Origin of the sequence: Neobacillus niacini, assembly GCF_046591715.1 — a bacterium.
GTDB lineage: Bacteria > Bacillota > Bacilli > Bacillales > Cytobacillaceae > Neobacillus > Neobacillus niacini_L.
On the sequence record NZ_JAWVNQ010000013.1, the window covers coordinates 42457 to 62790 of the forward strand.

The window sequence follows — 20334 nt, forward strand, 5'->3', positions numbered from 1 at the left end:
CTTTTTTGTTGATTTTTTCTATAATTAGACAAAAATCGTCTACTAAATATTGTATAATACTTTTAAATAGATTAAAAGACGCTGGAAAACATTTATAGGTCATAAATACTGAAATTTGTTATTTTTTGTCTAATGTATCTGTTAAAATGTAACTAGTAAACTAGTAAATCATATTAAATTTCTTTATAGGTGGAATTGACTAAATGAAATTAATTAATAATGAAAAAGGGGTAACTCTTATTGAGGTTATCATCTCAATCGCTATACTATCCATTTTACTTATATCTTTTATGAATTTTTTTCCTCAAATGGGGTTAATGAACAGGCAAAACGAAGATAAGACCCAAGCCATAAATACTGCAAAGAATTTACTTGTTGATTGGCAGGAATCTATTAAAGTAAAGGGCTTTCTTACTAAAAATAACCAAGGATCAGGTTTTACTCCAAATAATATTGGAGACAAGGAATATTACACGCATTTCGATCCTAATCCAAGTGGTTCTGATTATATTTTTAAAACTACTAAGGATAACTATGATGTAAACATTACCATCAGTAAAAATCCAAGAAAAAATTCGAATGCATATAGTGTTCATTTAATTATTGTTCAATTATTGAATGATAAAGGAAATACCGTATCAGAAACTTATGGATATATCAGAAGATAGGAGATGATGATTTGAAATTTGATGAACGCGGTTTAACACTTGTGGAAGTTTTAGTTACCCTTGTCATCCTCTCCTTTATCGGTGTTACCATCTGGAGTGTCTTTTTCCAAGGTTATAACTTTTCACAAAAAGCAATCTCGAAAAATTCATTAATTCAAGAAGCGAATATTGTTATTAGCCAACTGACAAAGATTCATCAAACTGCTAAAGAATACGAGTTAGTAAACTCAAGTGATCAATGTAAAATAACAGCTAAAGTTACGAAACAAGATGATTCAGAGTATACAGAGGAGTATAGCAGCAATCCTAATGTTTGCATTTATTATAATTTAACAAATGGTATTGGTAATCCAATAGATCCACATTTAAATGATGCACTCTTAGAAATAACTGCTTATGATAAAAATGATTCTACAAATAAAGTAACAATCGAAACAAAACTCTATCGATATAAAGGGGATGCCAATTATGGTGGTTAAGAATGAACAGGGGTACGCATTAATTACTGTTTTACTAATCATTACAATTTTTACAGTTGTATCTCTTTCCTACATTGGTCTTGCATCTGGCAGTATAAAACAAAATGAAGTGGTGGAGAAGAAATCACAGTCTGTATCTATAGCGGAAATGGGAGTAACCTATTATCAAACTGCGATTCAGGGTATTTTTGAAACTATATTAGCGGATAGGGGTTTAACACCAACAAGTAATTTTACACCTGCTAATATTACAACCATTGCATCCCAAATTGAAACTAGATTTCTCTCTGAATTTCCTAAGGAATCAGAATTTCCTGACACCTCAGCATTTAATCCAATTGCCGGAGATTTTTCAACATCTCCGATTTCAATTACTAATCTAGACTTTTCTACTACACCCAATGTTGTTGAGGAAAAGATAACAATTAATTTTAAGCTTAAGGGTACGGAAAGTGGAAAAGATACCGTCTTAGAGGGGGAAATGGGTATTGACCTTAACCCTCTTTCACCTTCATTTAATAGTATTACACCGAATTGCAGTTCTCTTCCACCGGGAATAACCCATTGTGAGGAAGTTCAAAATGGTGGAACTCCAACTTCGTATAACAATATGTCAAATGTTAAAATTATTTCAAAAGGTCCTCTTGTATTTCCTAATACAAGTAATAATATGACGAATATACAAATACTCGGCAGTGAAGTTCATTTCCAAAGTAATGTGCAAATGATAACTAATTCAACAATAGAATCATTAGGTGATATGACTGTTGACGGTCAATTGACAGGTCCAAACGGTGGAAATCCTTATATTAACCTTGATTTATTTGTTGGAGGAAATCTGTATATTGATGGAAAGTTTGAATTACAAAGTACTAAGGCACAAAAAGTATATGTTAGAGATGGTGTAACTGTCACGAATAAAATGTCAATTGGCTCAAATTATTCTGTTTGTATAAAGGGAGATTTAGATGTTTCTAACAGTTTAGAAAATTTCGGTAATCTATATATTCAAGGCAATTTAAGAGTTCCAAAATCAAATGCTTTCACGAATACAGGAGTTCGATATATTACAGGCTCAGTAATTTATGATGATGGAACTAGAGCTAATTTAAATCATACATTACCTGCTAATAGTGATACAATATGTGGTAATACCTTTGACGAGCCAACTATTGAAACAGTAGTAGATAATGTAAACTACAAATAAGAATCTATTTTACCATAACCTAATAATATCAAAAGGGGACCCAAGTTTTTTAGCTAACTTGGGTCCCCTTTAATTTGTCTTATTTAATGTATTTAATTTCTAACATGAGGAATACTCTGCAACCCTATTCCTTCCTGCTCTCTTAGCCCCAACATAAAGCGCTCTATCCGCATGCCGCACCAACGCCAACGGCTCTTCCGCATCCTCAGGTGCAGTAGCAACCCCAATAGAAGCTGTAATCTTCACTTGATGCTGCTTAAGGTCTAATGATTGCTGGATGGTAAATGGCCAGTTGGCAATTGCTTGTCGAATCATTTCGGCCATTTGAAAGGCTTCTTCCTTCTTGGCCTCAGGCAGGAGAACAACGAATTCCTCTCCGCCGTACCTTGCAACTGTTCCACGTGAACCTATAAGGTTACATAAGCGCGATGCCAGCTCGCAAAGAATTTCGTTCCCGCTTTGGTGTCCGTATGTGTCATTGACTGATTTAAAATGATCAATGTCAAGGATTATTAAGGATAAAACCTTACGTTCAAATTGAAATAATTTATTAAATTCCTCTGTTAATATTTTTTCAAAGTATCGATAATTATATAATTTTGTTAGTGCACAGCGTTCGCTTTGTGTCTTTGTTAATTCATAATGCTTGGCATTATCAATGGCTACGGCAAAGTAGGAACAAAGAATATCGACAATCATCAATTGGGATTTTTCGTATGCTCTTTTTTGCTTAGAAGCGAGTACTAATACCCCAATCACCTTTTTATTCCTTACAATTGGAACGGCTAATAAACTTTCAGCCTCCTCAGGAATATGCCCTTCCGTATACTTGATCCATTCTTTTTTGGAATGATATAAGCAGCTTTTTTGTTTTTTCCAAACATAACCGCTTATACCCACATTTTGCTTAATCCTAAACATTTCACTGTTTGCCCCTGAACCATCATTAATTCTACGGATTACTTGAAGCTCATCCTCGCTTACAACTTCAGAAATATAAGCATAGTCCACCGGGAGCATTTCACTCAACTTTTGGATAAAAAGGTCAATGACACCATTCACCTCAAGCCGTTCTGCCATTTGATGACCGATTTCAGCTGCATTTTGTAAATATTCGTTAATTTTTTCAGTGGTGTAATAAAGCTTGAAAATGATTGACAAACTTGCAAATGGAACGGCCACTAATAACAAGGCTAACAACCCTTGTTGGTTATAAAACATATATAGTACAAAGCCTAGTGGCAAGGTTAGAAATGTAGTAATGGTTTCAACCATGAAATCCTTTCCAAAGTAGGATTCCTTACTCTTATAAATAACATATAAATAAAAGGAAATAATAACCTGATTTAAAAGGTAATTCACTACTGCATATACAGCTGCTAGCCAGATAGAGTTAGGGTCATTGATTAAGCTGGGGCCTGTTTCTCCCCCTAGTGAATAGTAAACGACACCGCTTACTAAGGAAACTAGGAAAAACATGACCAAATTCAGTGGTATGCGGAAATATTGTTCCTTTTGAAGCCGCAGTCTTAGTAATAACACGATCACAGCAACCTGGGCAAATACCATTTCAACAAATAATCCAAAGCTTAAAAATGTTGCAAGGGAGACCCATTGAATTAAGAAGATTGGAGTATTATTGATCACCATTGGCATAAAGGCTACCACTGAAGTTAATATCAAAAATGCTAATAAATCAAACCATTGCCCTGTTATGTGAGGAGGGAAAGTTTGATAGGTAAACCACATTCCTGCTGGAACCAACAATAACCAAACAAGAAAGATTGCTTTTTTTGTCTTTGGTTGAACTGCCAATTAACTCCCCTCCCCACTCGCATTATTTTGAAATCAAGATGTCTTTAATTCTATCAAAAATACGTTTACTTGTCATAGTGATATTGTATTGTTTTTCAAAAATTCACATAAGTAAGGTTTAGCCTCAGAGATGAAATACAAAGAGCCTGTAACGACTAGCACGTTTTCTGGCTTCAAATTTTGGATACAATTGGCAAGATGCTTATCCCAATTCCCGCCGATCCTTTTATATTTCGAATGACTTAGTGAATATAAATCACTGGCTTCTGCCGCACGTGGAAAATCAAATGATACAAAAGAGATTTCATCTGCAACACTATCCAACTGAGCAATCATTTGGTCTAGCTTTTTATCCTTTAATGCTGCAAATACAATATGAATAGAATAGTTAGAATAGCGATTTGAAAGTTCATTAACAAGTGCAGAAATTCCCTCGTCATTATGTGCGCCGTCAATGATCACTAGTGGTTGATGTGATAAGATTTCAAACCTTCCTGGCCAATAGGCTTTTTTTAAGCCTGATCTTATGGCGTCCTCCGAGATTGTGAATTCTTCGTGTTCATTGATAGACTGAACAGCCATAACTGCTAATGTAGCATTTTCTGTTTGATGTTTGCCAATCATGCTGATTTCCAATTGTTCTATTAATTGATTGCCGGATTTTATTGAAAATAACTCACCACTTGCTTGTGGACTGTGCGAGGAAATAGAGAACTCCTGATTCAACTTGTAGAGTGCTGCATGATTTTTTCCAGCCTGTTCTTCTATTACTTTAAGAGCATTTTTGTTTTTCACAGCAGTGAAAACAGGAGTACCTTCTTTAATAATCCCTGCTTTTTCAAATGCAATTTCCTCATAGGAATGTCCTAAAATATTGGTATGATCCAGCCCAATGTTCGTTATGATTGAAGCGATTGGTTGAATAATATTCGTGGAATCAAACCTTCCACCCAAACCCACTTCATATAGGACAATATCTACCTGATTTACATTGGCAAAATAATAAAAAGACATCGCTGTGATGACTTCAAACTCGGTTGGACCGCCTAGCTCTGTGTTTTCTAGTTCATCCGCAAGCGGACGGATAACATTGGTTAACTCAAGGATTTCTTCGTCAGTGATTGGCTTTCCATTAACAGAAATCCGCTCATTGAATTGTTCGATATATGGTGAGGTAAACGTACCAACGGAATAGCCTGCAGCTTCGAGAATACAGCGCAGATATGTCACTGTTGATCCTTTACCATTTGTACCGCCTATATGGACAGTTTTCATTTTCCGTTCGGGATGGCCTAGTTTCTCCATCATCCATTCCATTCGCGAAAGACCTGGTTTGATCCCAAGCCTTAGTCTTCCGTGAATCCAGTCAAGGGCTTCGCTATAAGTTGTAAACATCCATGACACCCCTATTGAATATTCTAAAAGAAGACGAATCCTAAAACAGGACTCGTCTTAATGTACTTATTATAAACCTTTTAATTCATTTAAACGAGCCTCTATTAGCGCTCTCTTTTCACGATAATCTTTTTCTTTGGCACGTTCTTCGGCAACAACGCTTTCTGGTGCCTTTTTCATAAAGCCTTCATTGCTAAGTTTCTTTTCAACTCTTTCCACTTCTTTTGTAAACTTATCGTATTCCTTTTGAAGTCGGGCTATTTCCTCTTCAATATTAATCAATCCTTCTAGAGGAAGAATGATTTCCAACCCTGAAATCACAGCTGTCATTGCCTTTTCTGGAGTTTCAAGATTGATTCCCATTTGTAGTTCTTCTGGATTACAGAATTTTTCAATATAGGCAGAATTCTTTTCGATCGCTGCAAGAATGGAATCATCCTTCGCCTTTACAAGCATTTTTATCTTCTTACTCATTGGTGTATTAACTTCAGCACGAATGTTTCGTACAGAACGAATCATTTCCATTAGCATCTTCATTTCTTGAGACGCTTGCTCATCAGAATATGCTGGGTTTACCTCTGGCCACTTTGCGGTTGTAATCGATTCTCCGCTGTGTGGAAGGTTCTGCCAGATTTCCTCGGTAATGAATGGCATGAATGGATGTAACAAGCGCATTGTCTGGTCAAGAACATGTGCTAGAATCGAACGAGTCGTTTTCTTTGCCGCTTCATTCTCACCATATAATGGAAGCTTTGCCATTTCAATATACCAATCACAGAAATCATCCCAGATAAAGTTGTATAATGCACGGCCCGCTTCTCCGAATTCATAACGCTCAGAAAGCTTTGTTACGGTTTCAATGGTTTCGTTTAATTGAGTTAGAATCCATTTATCTGCAACAGATTTCTCACCGCTAAAATCAATTTCCTCATAAGTCATGCCATCCATATTCATTAATGCAAAACGAGAGGCATTCCAAATTTTATTAGCAAAGTTCCAAGTTGATTCAACTTTCTCAAAGCTGAAGCGTAAATCCTGGCCAGGAGAGCTTCCAGTTGAAAGGAAGTAACGTAAGGAATCGGCACCATATTTTGCGATAACATCCATTGGATCCACACCGTTTCCAAGGGATTTACTCATTTTTCGGCCTTGTTCATCGCGAACTAAACCGTGGATGAGAACATCTTTAAATGGTCGTTCTCCTGTAAATTCTAAGCTTTGGAATATCATCCGAGATACCCAGAAGAAGATAATGTCATAACCAGTTACAAGTACATCAGTTGGGAAGAATCGTTTGAAATCCTCTGCTTCAACATTTGGCCAACCCATTGTGGAGAAAGGCCATAATGCAGAACTGAACCAAGTATCCAATACGTCTTTATCCTGCTCCCAATTTTCAATGTCTGCTGGAGCTTCATGTCCAACAAATACTTCACCTGTTTCTTTATGGTACCAGGCAGGAATTCGGTGACCCCACCAAAGCTGTCTAGATATACACCAGTCACGGATATTTTCCATCCATCGCAGGTAAGTTTTTTCAAAGCGCTCTGGAACAAAGTTAACTTTGTTTTCTTTATTTTGCAGGGCGATGGCTTCATCTGCAAGTGGCTGCATTTTAACGAACCATTGTGTTGATAGATAAGGCTCAACTACTGCGCCGCTGCGCTCGGAATGACCAACAGAGTGTAAGTGCTCTTCAATTTTGAATAGAACGCCCTGCTCTTGAAGGTCTTTAACAATTTGCTTACGGCATTCAAAGCGGTCCATACCTTTGTATTTTCCAGCTTTGTCATTCATAGTGCCGTCTTCGTTCATAACAAGAATTCGTTCTAAGTTGTGACGATTTCCTAGTTCGAAGTCATTCGGATCGTGTGCTGGAGTAATTTTCACTGCCCCAGAACCAAATTCCATATCAACATAATCATCGCCAACAATCGGGATCTCACGGCCAACGATTGGAAGAATAACCGTTTTACCAATTAAGTGCTTATAACGCTCATCTTCTGGATGAACTGCTACTGCTGTATCTCCTAGCATCGTTTCTGGACGAGTAGTTGCTACCTCAATATGTCCAGAACCATCTGCTAAAGGATATTTCATATGATAGAAAGCACCCTGAACATCTTTATAAATAACTTCGATGTCTGATAATGCTGTCTTAGTTGAAGGATCCCAGTTTATGATGTACTCGCCTCTATAGATTAGGCCTTTTTTATAAAGAGTAACAAAAACCTCTTTTACAGCATCTGATAAACCTTCATCTAATGTGAAACGCTCACGGCTGTAATCTAATCCTAAACCTAATTTTGCCCACTGCTGACGGATATGAGAAGCGTATTCTTCCTTCCACTTCCATGTTTCCTCAACAAACTGTTCGCGTCCTAAATCATAACGGCTTTTCCCTTCGCTGCGAAGTTTTTCTTCAACTTTCGCTTGCGTTGCAATACCGGCATGATCCATTCCTGGGAGCCAAAGAACATCGTAGCCCTGCATCCGTTTCATACGTGTAACGATATCCTGTAAAGTTGTATCCCAAGCATGCCCTAGATGAAGCTTACCGGTTACGTTTGGCGGCGGGATAACGATGGTATATGGATTTTTCCCTTCATCGTTCTGTGCTTCAAAAAACTTTCCTTTTAACCACCACTCATAGCGTCCTTGCTCAATCGACTGTGGATCATACTTCGTCGGCATGGTAATTTCTTTTGTTTCCATTTGACCATCTCCTTATTTCTCTCTTTTTACAAACAAAAAACCCCATTCGTCATAAAAGGACGAATGGAGTTTGCTTCGCGGTACCACCTTTTTTCCAATCAAAAATAAACTGATTGGCGCTTAAATAGATAACGGATTTGATCCGTCTTCAACTAGTAGGATTTCTCCGTTCGCAGAAGAAGCTCAAGGGCGACCTTCTGATTGTCTGCATAGGAGCCTTTCAGCTAATGGCTTCCCTCTCTAAAAGCAAATTAAATCGTACTCTTCCCTGTCAATGCTTAGTTTTTAATTATGTTATTATACTACCCAAAAAGTGTTCTAGACGTCAATAATGATATCCAAATTTTTTTGTTTTTAAACATACTAAAGAATTAGGCAATTTGGTTATTATTCTCTAGTATATCGTCCGTCTGATTTTGCTGGAGTGATTTTTTTAGTACATTGCTTGATCGTGCCAATGTTATACCCAGGATCGCCCAGAAAAATGGAGCGACTGGAACGGTACTGATATTAAAGAATGCTTGTACCAGATATCCAATAATCGTTGAAAGTAACCCGTATAAGATGAGTTTCTCTGTTCCATCTGCATATTTAACTGCTTGAAAGGCTTTTCTGATAACAACAAACAATAAAAGTAAATACGTTAAAAGTGCTGGAACCCCTAATGTAACGGCAATCTGTAAATATTCATTATGCGCTTTATCTACTAAGATATGAGGATTTCCAAGGTACTTTTTCCTTTCCTCTTCTGTGCCCGGAAATACATACTCTAGCGTATCGGGTCCAGAGCCTACCCAGAAATAATCCTTCACAAGTGGTAATGTCTCTTTCCAAATATAGAACCTGCTGGAACCTTCTTTCCCCGTACTTTGATTGGATGCAATCTTATACGAATCAGAGAATAGCGATGTTAGTCTGCTCGTGATAGAGCCGCCCTCCAATGCATCGATTGCTACAAACAGAAGCCCAAGAGTAAGAAGTAAAGCTGTCCACTTTTTCCAAAGATATTTTCTTTTTGCTATGACAAAAACCGTTAAAAATACAATTCCACAGAAAACGCCAATCCAGCCGCTTCGTGTTTGTGAAAAAATTAAAGCAACAAAAGCGATACAGCTTGCGAAAAAATAACCAACTGTAATCAATTTACTTTCCTTCGATTTAACATAAAGCGTGATGGCCAGCATCATCATTAAAACTAAATAGGCCCCAAAGAAATTGGCATTGTCAAAAAATCCATAACTTCTAGTTGTATTGAAGGTTAAGGCATTCCGCGGGAAAAAGTCTAATAAATAATGTTGTAAGATTCCATAAAAGGATACAAACACAGAAATGATTACCATCCCTGGAATTACTTTATCAAGTTTCTTTCCATCCATTAACCGGTATGAAAAGAGGAAAACACTGCAATACGAAAAGAACGATACCAACCCTTCAAACCTTGTATCTGTTCCATAAAACGATGTTACTCTATTTACTGAGAACAATGTAGAAATACCGACCAAGCACATGAACGCTAGGACAATATACTCTACCTTCAAGGATGATTTTGGCAGACCAGTAGTCCAATATTTTTTCTTTAGGATAATATAGAGCCATGTACATAAGACAAATACATCCAAGTAGAATACCTTTGGAAAAGTATAGTATGTAAGCGGTCCCCAAGGATAAATCAAGAGTGGAAATAGTAGAATAAACCAATACATTAATTATTGACCCCTTTATGCAACCCGTTATGTAAAAATAATAATTTCCATAAAACTCTCAGTTTTCTATGACTTTTTAATTATTCCATTTATCCTAGGAATATTCAATAATATTTTTTATTGCAGGGGGATTTATAAAAAAGTGTTCAATTATTGGGGAGTTTAGGCTATGTGTAGAATATACATAAAAGAAATGGCTTTTTTGAGGAGGAAGGATGTTATGAAGCGGAGGAAGTTCATCACCAAATACTCCTATACTCCCTGGTATCGAACCACGAGGAGAGTATGCGAGCAATTGATCTTGCCGTTTACGATTTTTCAATTAATCCGGACGTTGTTTATTCCCACTGTCTTTGATGTCTTATTATTAAGTATTTTTATTGCCATTGCCGTATCCATTTATTTTGAAATTGTTTAAGAGCCCAATTAGCAATTCTTACTGCTGCTGGGCTCCTTCTTTTGCCTGCCTGTTTTGTTCATCAATTTCTGTCATTCTCATCACAACATATTCTGAGTTCTTTAGATGCCAGTACTTCCGCTGCAGCATCCGCACAAATTTCAGCTCATTTTTTGGCTGTTCTTTTTTATAATATCGTTCGGCCACCTGGATGATAGGAATGGGATATGCTAAATAACTAAAGAAAAGAAGCTTTTCATCGGTCTTAAACGGAAAGAACTTATAATAATGATATACCCAGTCAATCGCCTCATCATTCCGTGTTGGCTGCGTATTAAAAGTCCGTGACAGGTATGGCAAGAGATCATGAATCGGTGAGCCGTAACGGGCATTTTCAAAGTTAATAAAATATCCGTAACCCCTATCGTCATATAAGAAATGTTCGGATGATAATTTCCCATGGGTAATCACCATTCGTGCTTTTTCATCTTCCTTGGTCTTTTCATACCATTCTTCGAATTTTGTTTTTGAAAATCGAAGTGCCTGGCTTATTTCGTTATAGTACAAGCAGTACAATAATTCAAAGGGAGACATGTAGGTCTTTTTTTCACAATCATCAATAAACCCATCGAGAAACTCCTGATTTTTATCGAGGAGTGCAATGGTTTTATCATAATGTTCTTCACGTTCTTCCTTATTCACATTGATTTCCTTTGCCGATAAGGTGTGGAGTCTGGCTAATTCACGAAACAGCTGCTGGTGTTTATGATTCCGGTCTTCCTTTACTTCATTGGACATCCAAGGCATTAAATAATAAAGAGCTTTATTATAAAGGACTGCATATCTTCCGTCCATTGTCGGATAAATGGGTACAATCCGATTAAAGCCCTTTTGATAAAGAAGATGAACATGGCGAATAAAATCTGTCCCCGTCGTCGGAACGATTTTCTTCAACGCAAATGTCCCTTTATTGGAATAGACTTTCAATATATTCCCGTGTTCTTCAATGAAATGCGGCGTTACTTGATAGTTTCTTAAAATGGGTATAAGTGGCTCCAGGAGATTTGAATCACTCATCAAACTTCAACTGCCTTTCGCTCATGGAAAGTCCTTAAAAGGATGTGAGCAGGTTACAAAACCCGCTCACCTAATAATTGGAGAATTATTTTTTTGCAAAAGCTACTGGTACATATAATACTTGGCCCTCAAACACATCCTGATTGAGTTCAAGATTATTGTAGCGCAGCAGATTTGGTACAGACACATCATAACGGTCGGCAAGACTATCAAGCGTATCGCCCTTTTGAACAATACACACTTTTAATCTAGCTTGATCTGAAGAGTCTTCCTTACGGGCAAAGAACTCCGTCAGTGTCATCGTTTTCTTCTTGCTGTTCTTCTTCTTCGCCTGTTTTGGCGGTGCTTCTGGAGAGGATGAACTCTCTTCCATAACTGGTTCTTTTGGTTCTGCTGGAGCTTCAACTTCTTCTGGTACAGGTTCCGCAGGAGCTTCGTCAACGACTTCCTCTATCTCCTGAACTGGCTCACTTGCCTCACTTCTGGCATGCTCAAAAACTAAAGGACGCTGAGGCTCTACTTCAATCTCTTCTTCAAACAAGATTTCCTCAGGCTCTTCATACGTAAAGGTTGGGAACTTTGGAAAAGCTTCGACCTTTTCCTCTTCTTGCTGTTTTCTTGCTTCAGCCTCAAACAAGAACGTATCCTCAAATGTATTCTCTTCTTCTGGTTCCTCGTTTCTAGGAACTTCTACCTGATAACGATGAAGAACTTCATATTCTTCCTCTTTCTCCACTTCTTCTTCTTGCTGATTGGAATCATACAAGCCGCTGATGGTCAGTTCTGCGGATAGTTTTAGACAGCTGCGCTCCGGAATTGAATAGTCAAAAGACTCCACAATCACATCGATATCATAAATGCTTTGAATTCGATTGTTTGGAATGGTAATATCTACGGGAAAACGATGTGAAAATTCACAAATGCCTTCCTCCTGTGGATCTACTCTTTCAACATACTTTAAGTTAGGGGCATTATCTTCCTCATTTGCATTACTATCGTCATTTCTATATTCGCCTGTTAATTCCAGCGAACCACGTATGGTTACGTACTGATCGTTTTCCTGGATGGTAATATCTGGGTCTAGAGAAATCGACACAAGTTCAGCTACTTCCTGTCCCTTTCTAAACCACAAAGACTCCTCCAAGGAAAATCGCAGGCACGATTGATTCTCTTGAGACAAAGCGACTCCTCCTTTCGTTTCCTTTCCTCGAAAATCACTATGTCACTTACACAATATGAACCAAAGCTTTTAAATATGATAAAAAAGCCTAGGGATGGGAAAAAGTTTACGATATTGGGGGTTTTTTGATGATGAATCCGGTGGAGGTTTCGCTAACCGGGAAAGTGTAGAATAGGCGGAGATTTTCCGGTTAAATGCAAAAGAGAGCAAGTTTCGGGGTGAATAAGCGGAGGGTTTCCGCTTAAACAATGAAATATCTCACATTTACGTGTTTTTTTTGGTAATAGGCGGAATCCCTCCGCCTATATGGGCTATTTTTTATAGGAATTATCAATTAGTCGGAATTTCTCCGTCTATTTACCGCTTGGGTACTTAGTGCGAAATTTCATCTGCCAAATATTGCACAAATTCATAAAAAACACTCACCTATTAAAAAGGTGAGTGCCTGAAAAAAGGTATTATTTTAGTTTAGAAAAAGCAATTTCCACAGCTTTAATCGTCTTTTCGATGTCCTCATCGGTATGAGCTGTTGATAAGAACAATCCTTCGAATTGAGATGGCGGCAGGAATACTCCTTGGTCAGCCATTTCACGATAGTATTTAGCAAAGTACTCTAGGTTAGAAGTTTTTGCTGTTTCATAGTTAATGACCTTTTCATTCGTAAAGAAGAAACCAATCATAGAACCAGCACGGTTGAAGGTAACAGGTATATCATACTTTTCAGCCGCAGCGACAATTCCTTTTTCAAGTAAGTCGCCTTTACGTTTGAATTCTTCATAATGCTCTGGTGTTAATTGACTCAAAGTCTCGAACCCAGCAGTCATTGCAAGTGGGTTACCGGAAAGTGTTCCTGCTTGATAAATCGGTCCTGCAGGAGCGATTTGACGCATGATTTCAGCTTTCCCGCCGTATGCACCAACTGGCAGTCCTCCGCCGATAACTTTTCCAAGGCAGGTAATATCCGGAGTCACATTGAAATAGCCTTGTGCGCAATTGTAGCCAACTCGGAAGCCTGTCATAACTTCATCAAAAATCAGCAATGCTCCCTTTTCGGATGTAATCTCGCGCAGACCCTCTAAGAATCCTGGAAGCGGTGGTACAAGTCCCATATTGCCGGCAACCGGTTCAACGATAATACATGCAATATCATCACCGAACTGTTCAAAAGCGTATTTTACACCTTCTAGGTCATTGTAAGCAACGGTAATCGTGTTGCTGGCAACGCCTTCTGGTACGCCTGGGCTGTCTGGCAAGCCAAGTGTAGCCACACCAGAACCTGCTTTAATTAATAAGGAATCACCGTGTCCATGGTAGCAGCCTTCAAATTTCAAAATCTTGTTACGGCCTGTGTAGCCGCGAGCTAAACGAAGCGCACTCATCGTCGCTTCTGTTCCAGATGAAACCATCCTTACCACTTCAATCGATGGCACTCGTTCGATGACAAGCTTAGCCAGTTCATTTTCCATTAAAGTCGGTGCACCGTAGCTAGTACCAAGCTCTGCTACCTTTTTAATTCCCTCAACGACTCTGTCATTTGTATGGCCAAGGATAAGCGGTCCCCAGGATAAGACATAATCAATATACTCGTTGCCATCGATATCATAGATTTTAGAGCCTTTTCCTCTTTCCATGAAAATCGGATCCATATTGACCGATTTAAACGCACGTACCGGGCTGTTCACACCGCCAGGCATTAAATCTTGAGCTTCTTTAAATGCTTCTACTGATTTTGAATATGAGCGCATTTTTGAGTTCCTCTTTTCGAGTTGTAATTATTGGTCTTCTTTTAACCAGCGGCATGCATCTTTAGCAGCATAGGTAATAATGAGGTCTGCACCTGCACGTTTGAAGGCGATTAACATTTCCATAACTGTTTGTTTCTCGTCAATCCAGCCGTTTGCAGCAGCTGCTTTAATCATCGAATATTCACCGCTTACGTTATAAGCAACAACAGGAAGATTGTAGTTATTTTTAACATCACGAACGATATCAAGGTAAGGCATACCCGGTTTTACGATTAGGAAGTCTGCCCCTTCTGCTACATCGGATTCTGCTTCTCTGAATGCTTCCATTCGGTTCGCAGGGTCCATTTGATAGGTTTTGCGGTCTCCGAATTGTGGAGCGCCTTCAGCAGCCTCACGGAAAGGTCCGTAGAACGCAGAAGCATATTTAACCGCATATGACATAATTGGAATTTCCTTAAAGCCAGCTTCGTCTAATCCGGCACGAATGGCTGCCACAAAGCCGTCCATCATATTTGATGGAGCAATAATGTCAGCACCTGCTTCAGCTTGAGCGATCGCTGTTTTTACAAGAAGTTCTAAAGATGGGTCGTTTAAGATTTTATCGCCTTCGACCATTCCGCAGTGGCCATGGCTTGTATATTCGCATAAGCAGGTATCGGCTACTACAATCATTTCTGGGTAATGTTCTTTTATGTAACGCGTAGCCACTTGAATAATACCGTGGTCGTGGAATGCTTGGGTGCCGCATTCGTCTTTTGTCGCTGGAATTCCGAATAATAAAACGGATTTAATTCCATGTGCAACGATATCATCCATTTCCGCTTTTAGGTTGTCCATAGATACTTGGAATACACCTGGCATAGAAGACACTTCTCTGCGGATGTTTTCGCCTTCGTAAATGAATAGCGGATAGATGAAGTCTTCTGGTCGTAGGTGGTTTTCTCTTACTAGTGCGCGCATGTTTTTGCTTGAACGTAATCGGCGATGACGTGAAAATTGTAGTTCCATTTCTTTTTTACCCCCAAATGTTTTTTAGGTTGCTGTGTAATCATAGTCTGTTGATTGAAACGAAGGCACTTCGCTTTCCGCAGGCGTTGCGGCGAGCCTCCTCGGCGCCAAAGCGCCTGCGGGGTCTCACCAGCGCCGTACTCCTGCAGGAGTCTTCGTGCCTTCCGTTCCAATCACCGAGTTTTCTTGCACAGACTTTTCTCCACTTAGAAAAAAATTACTTTTCCAAGTATTCTATCGTACTCTTTACCATTTCTTTTACGGTGTATTCTTTCGGTGAGACGTGGACTGGTAATCCTTGTTCCCGGAGTCTTTTCTCGGTTACTGGTCCTATACAGCTTATCACACATTTTTCTATATGTTTCTCTAGTTGATGTTCTTTCACGACGCTCACGAAATGATTGACTGTGGAGGGGCTTGTGAACATCAGGATATCAATTTCTCCCTCAGTTAGTACTTTTGCTAATTTCTCTTTACTATCCTCTGGCATGTATGTTTCGTAAATTACGATTTCATCGACAATGACACCATGACTGCTGAGAGAATTTGAGATATATTCACGGGCAAGGTTGCCTTTAGGAATCAGCACTTTTGATCCCCTAGGAACCATTGGTAAAAATTCTTCTGTAAATATCTCGGTCACGTAGGCAGAGGGTACGAACTCTGCTGTAAAGCCTTTTTCCTGCAGGACTTCTTCTGTTTTTTTGCCAATCACAGCAATTTTCGGAAAGTGTTTTGCGTCATTTTTTTTATAAAAGGAGAAGAAAGTTTCCACAGTGACATTGCTTGTAAACACAACCCAATCGTATGTATCGATCTCATTTATTGCAGTTTGAAGCTGGTCTGTGGGCTCAGTCGGACGAAATGCAATAAGAGGGATTTCAATTGAAATCCCTCCATACTTTTCGACAAGTTGTGAAAAGGATTTTGCCTGGCCTGCTCCGCGGGGAACAAGGACCTTTTTGTCTAACAAACCTAAGGGTTTTATCATTGACCTTCGAGCTCCCGTTTCACCCGATCAATCAGGTCCTTAGCTCCCTTTTGTATTAATAGATCCGCTGCTTGAATTCCAAGCTCTTCTGGATTACTTCCTCTTAGTTGCTCTTTAAAGATTTCTTGACCTTCTGGAGAACCTACTAAAACAGTCAGGACGATTTCATCATTATCATCAGCAGTGGCGAATCCTGCGATTGGAACCTGACAGCCGCCTTCCATTTTATGAAGGAAAGCACGCTCTGCGATAACGGCTCTTTCTGTATTTTTACAAGTGAATTTTTCAAACAGTTCAAGCAGTTCTTTATCATCTTCACGGCATTCAATCGATAATGCACCTTGACCAACAGCAGGTACACAAATGTCTGCATCGATAAATTCCGTTACCGTGTCTGATGTCCAGCCTAGACGAGATAGTCCCGCTGCAGCAAGGATAATAGCATCATATTCTTCATCTTGGAGCTTTTGTAATCTCGTATCAACATTTCCGCGAATCCATTTAATTTCTAAATCCGGGCGCTCTGCTAAAATCTGAGCGCTTCGGCGAAGACTGCTCGTCCCGATAATCGCTCCTGGCTTTAAATCCTTTAATTTAACATGGCCTCTAGAAATCAACGCATCACGGTGGTCCTCACGGAAAGGAATACAGCCGATTGTAAGTCCCTCTGGGAGAATCGCTGGCATGTCCTTCATACTATGTACGGCCATATCAATCTCTTTATCCAGCATGGCTTGCTCAATTTCCTTCACAAACAAACCTTTTCCGCCGACCTTTGAAAGGGTAACATCTTGAATCTTATCCCCTTTTGTCACGATTTCTTTTACTTCAAATTCAAAAGGTCCTCCGAGCTTCTTAAGCTGTTCAATCACCCAGTTTGTTTGTGTTAGTGCCAATTTGCTGCGTCTAGAACCTACGATAATTTTTCTCATGACTGCCTCCTATTATGAGTACCAAAAATGAAATGATGATAATTGCCCAAAGAAGAAAAAGTTAACTAATACGACTAAGAAAGACCCGGTGTTCCAAAGGGCTAATTGTCTGCCGGACATGTTCCTGACAATACGCAGGTACAAATAGATACTGTACCCGGTTAACAAAAGAAAAGAACCAATTATTTTCATATCGTACCAAGGCATTCCAGGTACCTTTAAAAAGGCCCATTGCAAGCCAAGGATTAAACTTAATAACAGCATTGGAACTCCGATTACTACTAAGATATAAGAGAATCGTTCCAGTTTGCTTAAATCTGCTATTCTTAAAAGTCTTGTGCCCCACTTCTTCCTTTTCAATAAATCATATTGTATGAGGTATAGAAGTGATAAGACAAACGACAAGGAGAATGCCCCGTAAGAGAGAATGGCCATTGTAATATGTATAAGCAAAAGTTCAGACATAAGCTGATTGCTTATGACATGCGAATCATATTTAATTGGTGCAAACGTATGAATCGCGATAACAATAAAACCAAGTATATTTGTAAAAAAGACGATGAAATCAACCTTAAGCAGCCGGTTGATTCCAAGCGACAGTGTGACCAATACCCAGGCATAAAAATATAAGCCCTCAAAGATTGTTAACACTGGAAACCTCCCTGTTTTGAACATATAGGAGGTTAAGAAAATCGTTTGCAGGACCCATACAAACGCAAGTAACCAGAAGGCGATACGGTTTGCCTTCCGGTTATGGTGTAGAAAATCAAAAAAATATAACAACACACTGAAGGCATATAGGACTACTGTCAATTCATGCAGCCGCGTCATATGGAAGTCAAACATAATCAGTACCTCTTATGACTGAAAGGAAGCCTGCGGTACATGAACCATGACATCTTTGGTTTCGGCTGCTTTCGTTTGTTTTTCAACGAGCTCTTCAATCCTAAATATTTTCATAAATAACTCCAATGCCTCATCAGCATCTGGACGAGCAGCCAATTCTTTTGCTTGTAAGATAGGATCTTTTAATAGCTGGTTGATAATACTCTTTGTATGTTTATTTAAGACTTTTCTATCACGGTCTGATAAATGTGGCAGCTTGCGTTCGATACTTTCCATTGTTTCAGCTTGAATCGCAATCGCCTTATCTCTTAGAGCAGAGATAACAGGAACCACACCTAATAGTCCAAGCCACTGTTTAAAATCAACAATTTCCTTTTCAATCATAAGCATGATAACTTGAGCAGCTTTCTTCCGCTCCTGAAGGTTCGCCTCAACAATGCCCTCTAAGTCATCGATATCATATAAAAATACACTATCAAGCTCAGCAATTCTTGGATCTAAGTCACGAGGAACAGCAATATCAACCATAAACAATGGCTTACCTTTGCGCTTTTTCTCAACTTTTTCCATCATTGATTTCGTAATGACAAAGTCCTTTGCACCTGTAGAGCTGATTAGGATATCTGCATCAACCAATGAGTTTTGCAGGTTTTCAAGCGTTTTTGCCTCGCCGGCAAATCGGTTTGCAAGAACCTTCGCTTTTTCATACGTTCGATTAATCACGGTAACTTTTCTAACACCATTACCATGAAGATTCTGGGCCGCAAGCTCACCCATTTTGCCTGCACCAAAAATAAGAACATGCTTATTCTCAAGTGAACCAAAGATTTTCTTTGCTAGTTCAACGGCTGCATAGCTGACAGAGACTGCATTCGCCCCAATATCGGTTTCAGCATGTCCACGCTTTGCAAGCGTAATCGCCTGTTTAAATAGATGATTGAAAACTGTCCCCGTTGTTCCTTGCTCCTGAGCCAACATAAAGCTCGTACGAACCTGCCCTAAAATTTGAGTTTCCCCTAAAACCATTGAATGAAGACCGCATGCCACCTTGAATAAATGTTCAATCGCACCATCTTCCTCATAAACAAATAGAAAAGGTGAAAACTCAGATTGTTCAATTCCGAACCATTCAGATAAAAATTCTTTAATATAATAGCGGCCAGTATGCAACTGATCCACAACCGCATAGATTTCAGTACGATTGCAAGTGGATACGATTATATTTTCTAGGATGCTCTTCTTGGTATTTAATTTTTTGATCGCATCCCCAAGGTCGGATTCGTTAAATGTCAACCGCTCACGGATTTCGACAGGGGCAGTTTTATAGTTTAAACCGATCACTACAATATGCATTTGTTACAACACCCCCAATAAGTAATACAAGAACTACTTTTACATTATTAACTAGTCTGATTATAACACGGGTTTTTTCAACATTTACCCGAAAAATGTGAACAGAAAACGACAGTATATGTTAATATAAAAGCGAATTAATATATAGAAAAATTAAGTAATAAATAAAAATGTCATCTTATGTACAGTAACAAAAAAAAGAAAGTTATTCAAGTATACCTTACTGGAAGTGGTGTTAAAATGAAGAATCAGCGCATTTTCCCTGGAATCATCCTCATAGGCTTTGGTGCCTATCTATTCTTGCAGCAGTCTGGATTTACGGCTCTACAAACATTGTATTCATGGCCAACACTTCTTATTATTGTTGGTGTTGCTTTTTTAGGTCAGGGATATTCTGCAAAGGACTATGAAGCGATATTACCAGGAGTGATCATCGCAGGCTTTGGTCTGCATTATCATTTTGCCGGAAAAATTCTATTTTGGCCTAATAACACCATCGGCATGCTTGTATTGTTTATATCCATTGGATTCTTTCTTCGTTTCCAAAAAACAAGTAATGGCTTATTTCAAGCCTTCCTCTTTTTAGTATTGGCATTATTGCTATTATTTTACGACAAAGTTGCAGAATATCTTGGATTACTTCAAAATGGCCTGAGTTTTGTATGGAAATTCTGGCCTGCAATTATTATATTGGTAGGAATTTACTTTCTTTTTCGGAAGAAAAAATAAATATCAGGCAGCTGTTGTGAAGGGTTCTGCTGGAATTGGGTTAAGCACCCGAGAGGACAAATAGACGGAAGATTTCCACTTAAATTGAAAATTA

General features: G+C 38.7%; 17 protein-coding genes and 1 other annotated feature. Of the genes, 5 read left to right on the top strand and 12 right to left on the bottom strand.

Annotation, left to right across the window (positions count from 1 at the left end; all coding sequences use genetic code 11):
* Window positions 1-203: 203 nt before the first annotated feature.
* Genes SFC47_RS21740 through SFC47_RS21750 form a run of 3 tightly spaced genes read left to right on the top strand, consistent with a single transcriptional unit; the run spans window position 204 to window position 2354 of the window.
* Window positions 204-668: a prepilin-type N-terminal cleavage/methylation domain-containing protein gene (locus tag SFC47_RS21740; protein WP_411256622.1), complete on the top strand. Its 465-nt coding sequence runs from the start codon at window positions 204-206 to the stop codon at window positions 666-668.
* 11 nt (window positions 669-679) lie between these two features.
* The gene (locus SFC47_RS21745; RefSeq protein ID WP_411256623.1) at window positions 680-1147 is read left to right on the top strand and encodes a prepilin-type N-terminal cleavage/methylation domain-containing protein; all 468 of its coding nucleotides are present in this window, start codon (window positions 680-682) and stop codon (window positions 1145-1147) included.
* The gene (locus tag SFC47_RS21750; protein WP_411256624.1) at window positions 1137-2354 is read left to right on the top strand and encodes a hypothetical protein; all 1218 of its coding nucleotides are present in this window, start codon (window positions 1137-1139) and stop codon (window positions 2352-2354) included. Before SFC47_RS21745 ends, SFC47_RS21750 begins: the two co-directional genes overlap by 11 nt.
* Window positions 2355-2453: 99 nt before the next feature.
* Here SFC47_RS21750 and SFC47_RS21755 read toward each other — a convergent pair whose 3' ends face one another.
* The 4 genes from SFC47_RS21755 to SFC47_RS21770 form a co-directional block, all read right to left on the bottom strand.
* Complete coding sequence (locus SFC47_RS21755) at window positions 2454-4169, bottom strand: sensor domain-containing diguanylate cyclase (RefSeq protein WP_411256625.1); 1716 nt, start codon at window positions 4167-4169, stop codon at window positions 2454-2456.
* Between the two features lie 72 nt (window positions 4170-4241).
* Window positions 4242-5564: a bifunctional folylpolyglutamate synthase/dihydrofolate synthase gene (locus tag SFC47_RS21760; protein ID WP_411256626.1), complete on the bottom strand. Its 1323-nt coding sequence runs from the start codon at window positions 5562-5564 to the stop codon at window positions 4242-4244.
* Window positions 5565-5633: 69 nt separating this feature from the next.
* A complete protein-coding gene (locus SFC47_RS21765) occupies window positions 5634-8279 on the bottom strand; it encodes a valine--tRNA ligase (RefSeq protein WP_411256627.1) in 2646 nt (881 codons plus the stop codon).
* A gap of 52 nt (window positions 8280-8331) precedes the next feature.
* Window positions 8332-8563 (bottom strand) — a binding site (T-box leader).
* A gap of 87 nt (window positions 8564-8650) precedes the next feature.
* Window positions 8651-9982, bottom strand: a complete 1332-nt coding sequence (locus SFC47_RS21770) for an O-antigen ligase family protein (RefSeq protein WP_411256628.1) — start codon at window positions 9980-9982, stop codon at window positions 8651-8653.
* A 220-nt stretch (window positions 9983-10202) separates the two neighbouring features.
* On the opposite strand from SFC47_RS21770, the gene SFC47_RS21775 reads away from it, so the two are divergent.
* Window positions 10203-10400 (top strand): hypothetical protein, encoded by a 198-nt coding sequence (locus SFC47_RS21775; protein ID WP_081954668.1) that lies wholly within the window; start codon window positions 10203-10205, stop codon window positions 10398-10400.
* 18 nt (window positions 10401-10418) lie between these two features.
* Here the strand turns inward: SFC47_RS21775 and ysxE are convergent, their stop codons facing one another.
* The 8 genes from ysxE to hemA all read right to left on the bottom strand — a co-directional run bounded on the left by ysxE (window position 10419) and on the right by hemA (window position 19511).
* Window positions 10419-11456 (bottom strand): spore coat protein YsxE, encoded by a 1038-nt coding sequence (gene ysxE / locus SFC47_RS21780; protein ID WP_411256629.1) that lies wholly within the window; start codon window positions 11454-11456, stop codon window positions 10419-10421.
* Between the two features lie 85 nt (window positions 11457-11541).
* A complete protein-coding gene (gene spoVID / locus SFC47_RS21785) occupies window positions 11542-12588 on the bottom strand; it encodes a stage VI sporulation protein D (protein WP_411256630.1) in 1047 nt (348 codons plus the stop codon).
* Between the two features lie 506 nt (window positions 12589-13094).
* Entirely contained in the window at window positions 13095-14381 is a 1287-nt protein-coding gene (gene hemL / locus SFC47_RS21790) for a glutamate-1-semialdehyde 2,1-aminomutase (RefSeq protein WP_411256631.1), read from the bottom strand.
* A 27-nt stretch (window positions 14382-14408) separates the two neighbouring features.
* Window positions 14409-15389 (bottom strand): porphobilinogen synthase, encoded by a 981-nt coding sequence (gene hemB, locus SFC47_RS21795; protein ID WP_411256632.1) that lies wholly within the window; start codon window positions 15387-15389, stop codon window positions 14409-14411.
* A 217-nt stretch (window positions 15390-15606) separates the two neighbouring features.
* A complete protein-coding gene (locus SFC47_RS21800) occupies window positions 15607-16380 on the bottom strand; it encodes a uroporphyrinogen-III synthase (protein ID WP_411256634.1) in 774 nt (257 codons plus the stop codon).
* Entirely contained in the window at window positions 16377-17312 is a 936-nt protein-coding gene (gene hemC, locus SFC47_RS21805) for a hydroxymethylbilane synthase (protein WP_411256635.1), read from the bottom strand. The genes SFC47_RS21800 and hemC overlap by 4 nt, the downstream gene beginning before the upstream one ends.
* Window positions 17313-17324: 12 nt before the next feature.
* Window positions 17325-18158 carry a cytochrome C assembly family protein gene (locus tag SFC47_RS21810; RefSeq protein WP_411256636.1) on the bottom strand — a complete coding sequence of 278 codons (834 nt, stop codon included), beginning with the start codon at window positions 18156-18158 and terminating at the stop codon, window positions 17325-17327.
* A 12-nt stretch (window positions 18159-18170) separates the two neighbouring features.
* On the bottom strand, window positions 18171-19511 hold the full coding sequence (hemA, locus tag SFC47_RS21815; protein WP_411256637.1) for a glutamyl-tRNA reductase: 1341 nt from the start codon (window positions 19509-19511) through the stop codon (window positions 18171-18173).
* Window positions 19512-19751: 240 nt separating this feature from the next.
* On the opposite strand from hemA, the gene SFC47_RS21820 reads away from it, so the two are divergent.
* Window positions 19752-20240, top strand: coding sequence for a LiaI-LiaF-like domain-containing protein (locus tag SFC47_RS21820; RefSeq protein WP_411256638.1), 489 nt, complete (start codon window positions 19752-19754; stop codon window positions 20238-20240).
* The last annotated feature ends 94 nt before the right edge of the window (window positions 20241-20334 follow it).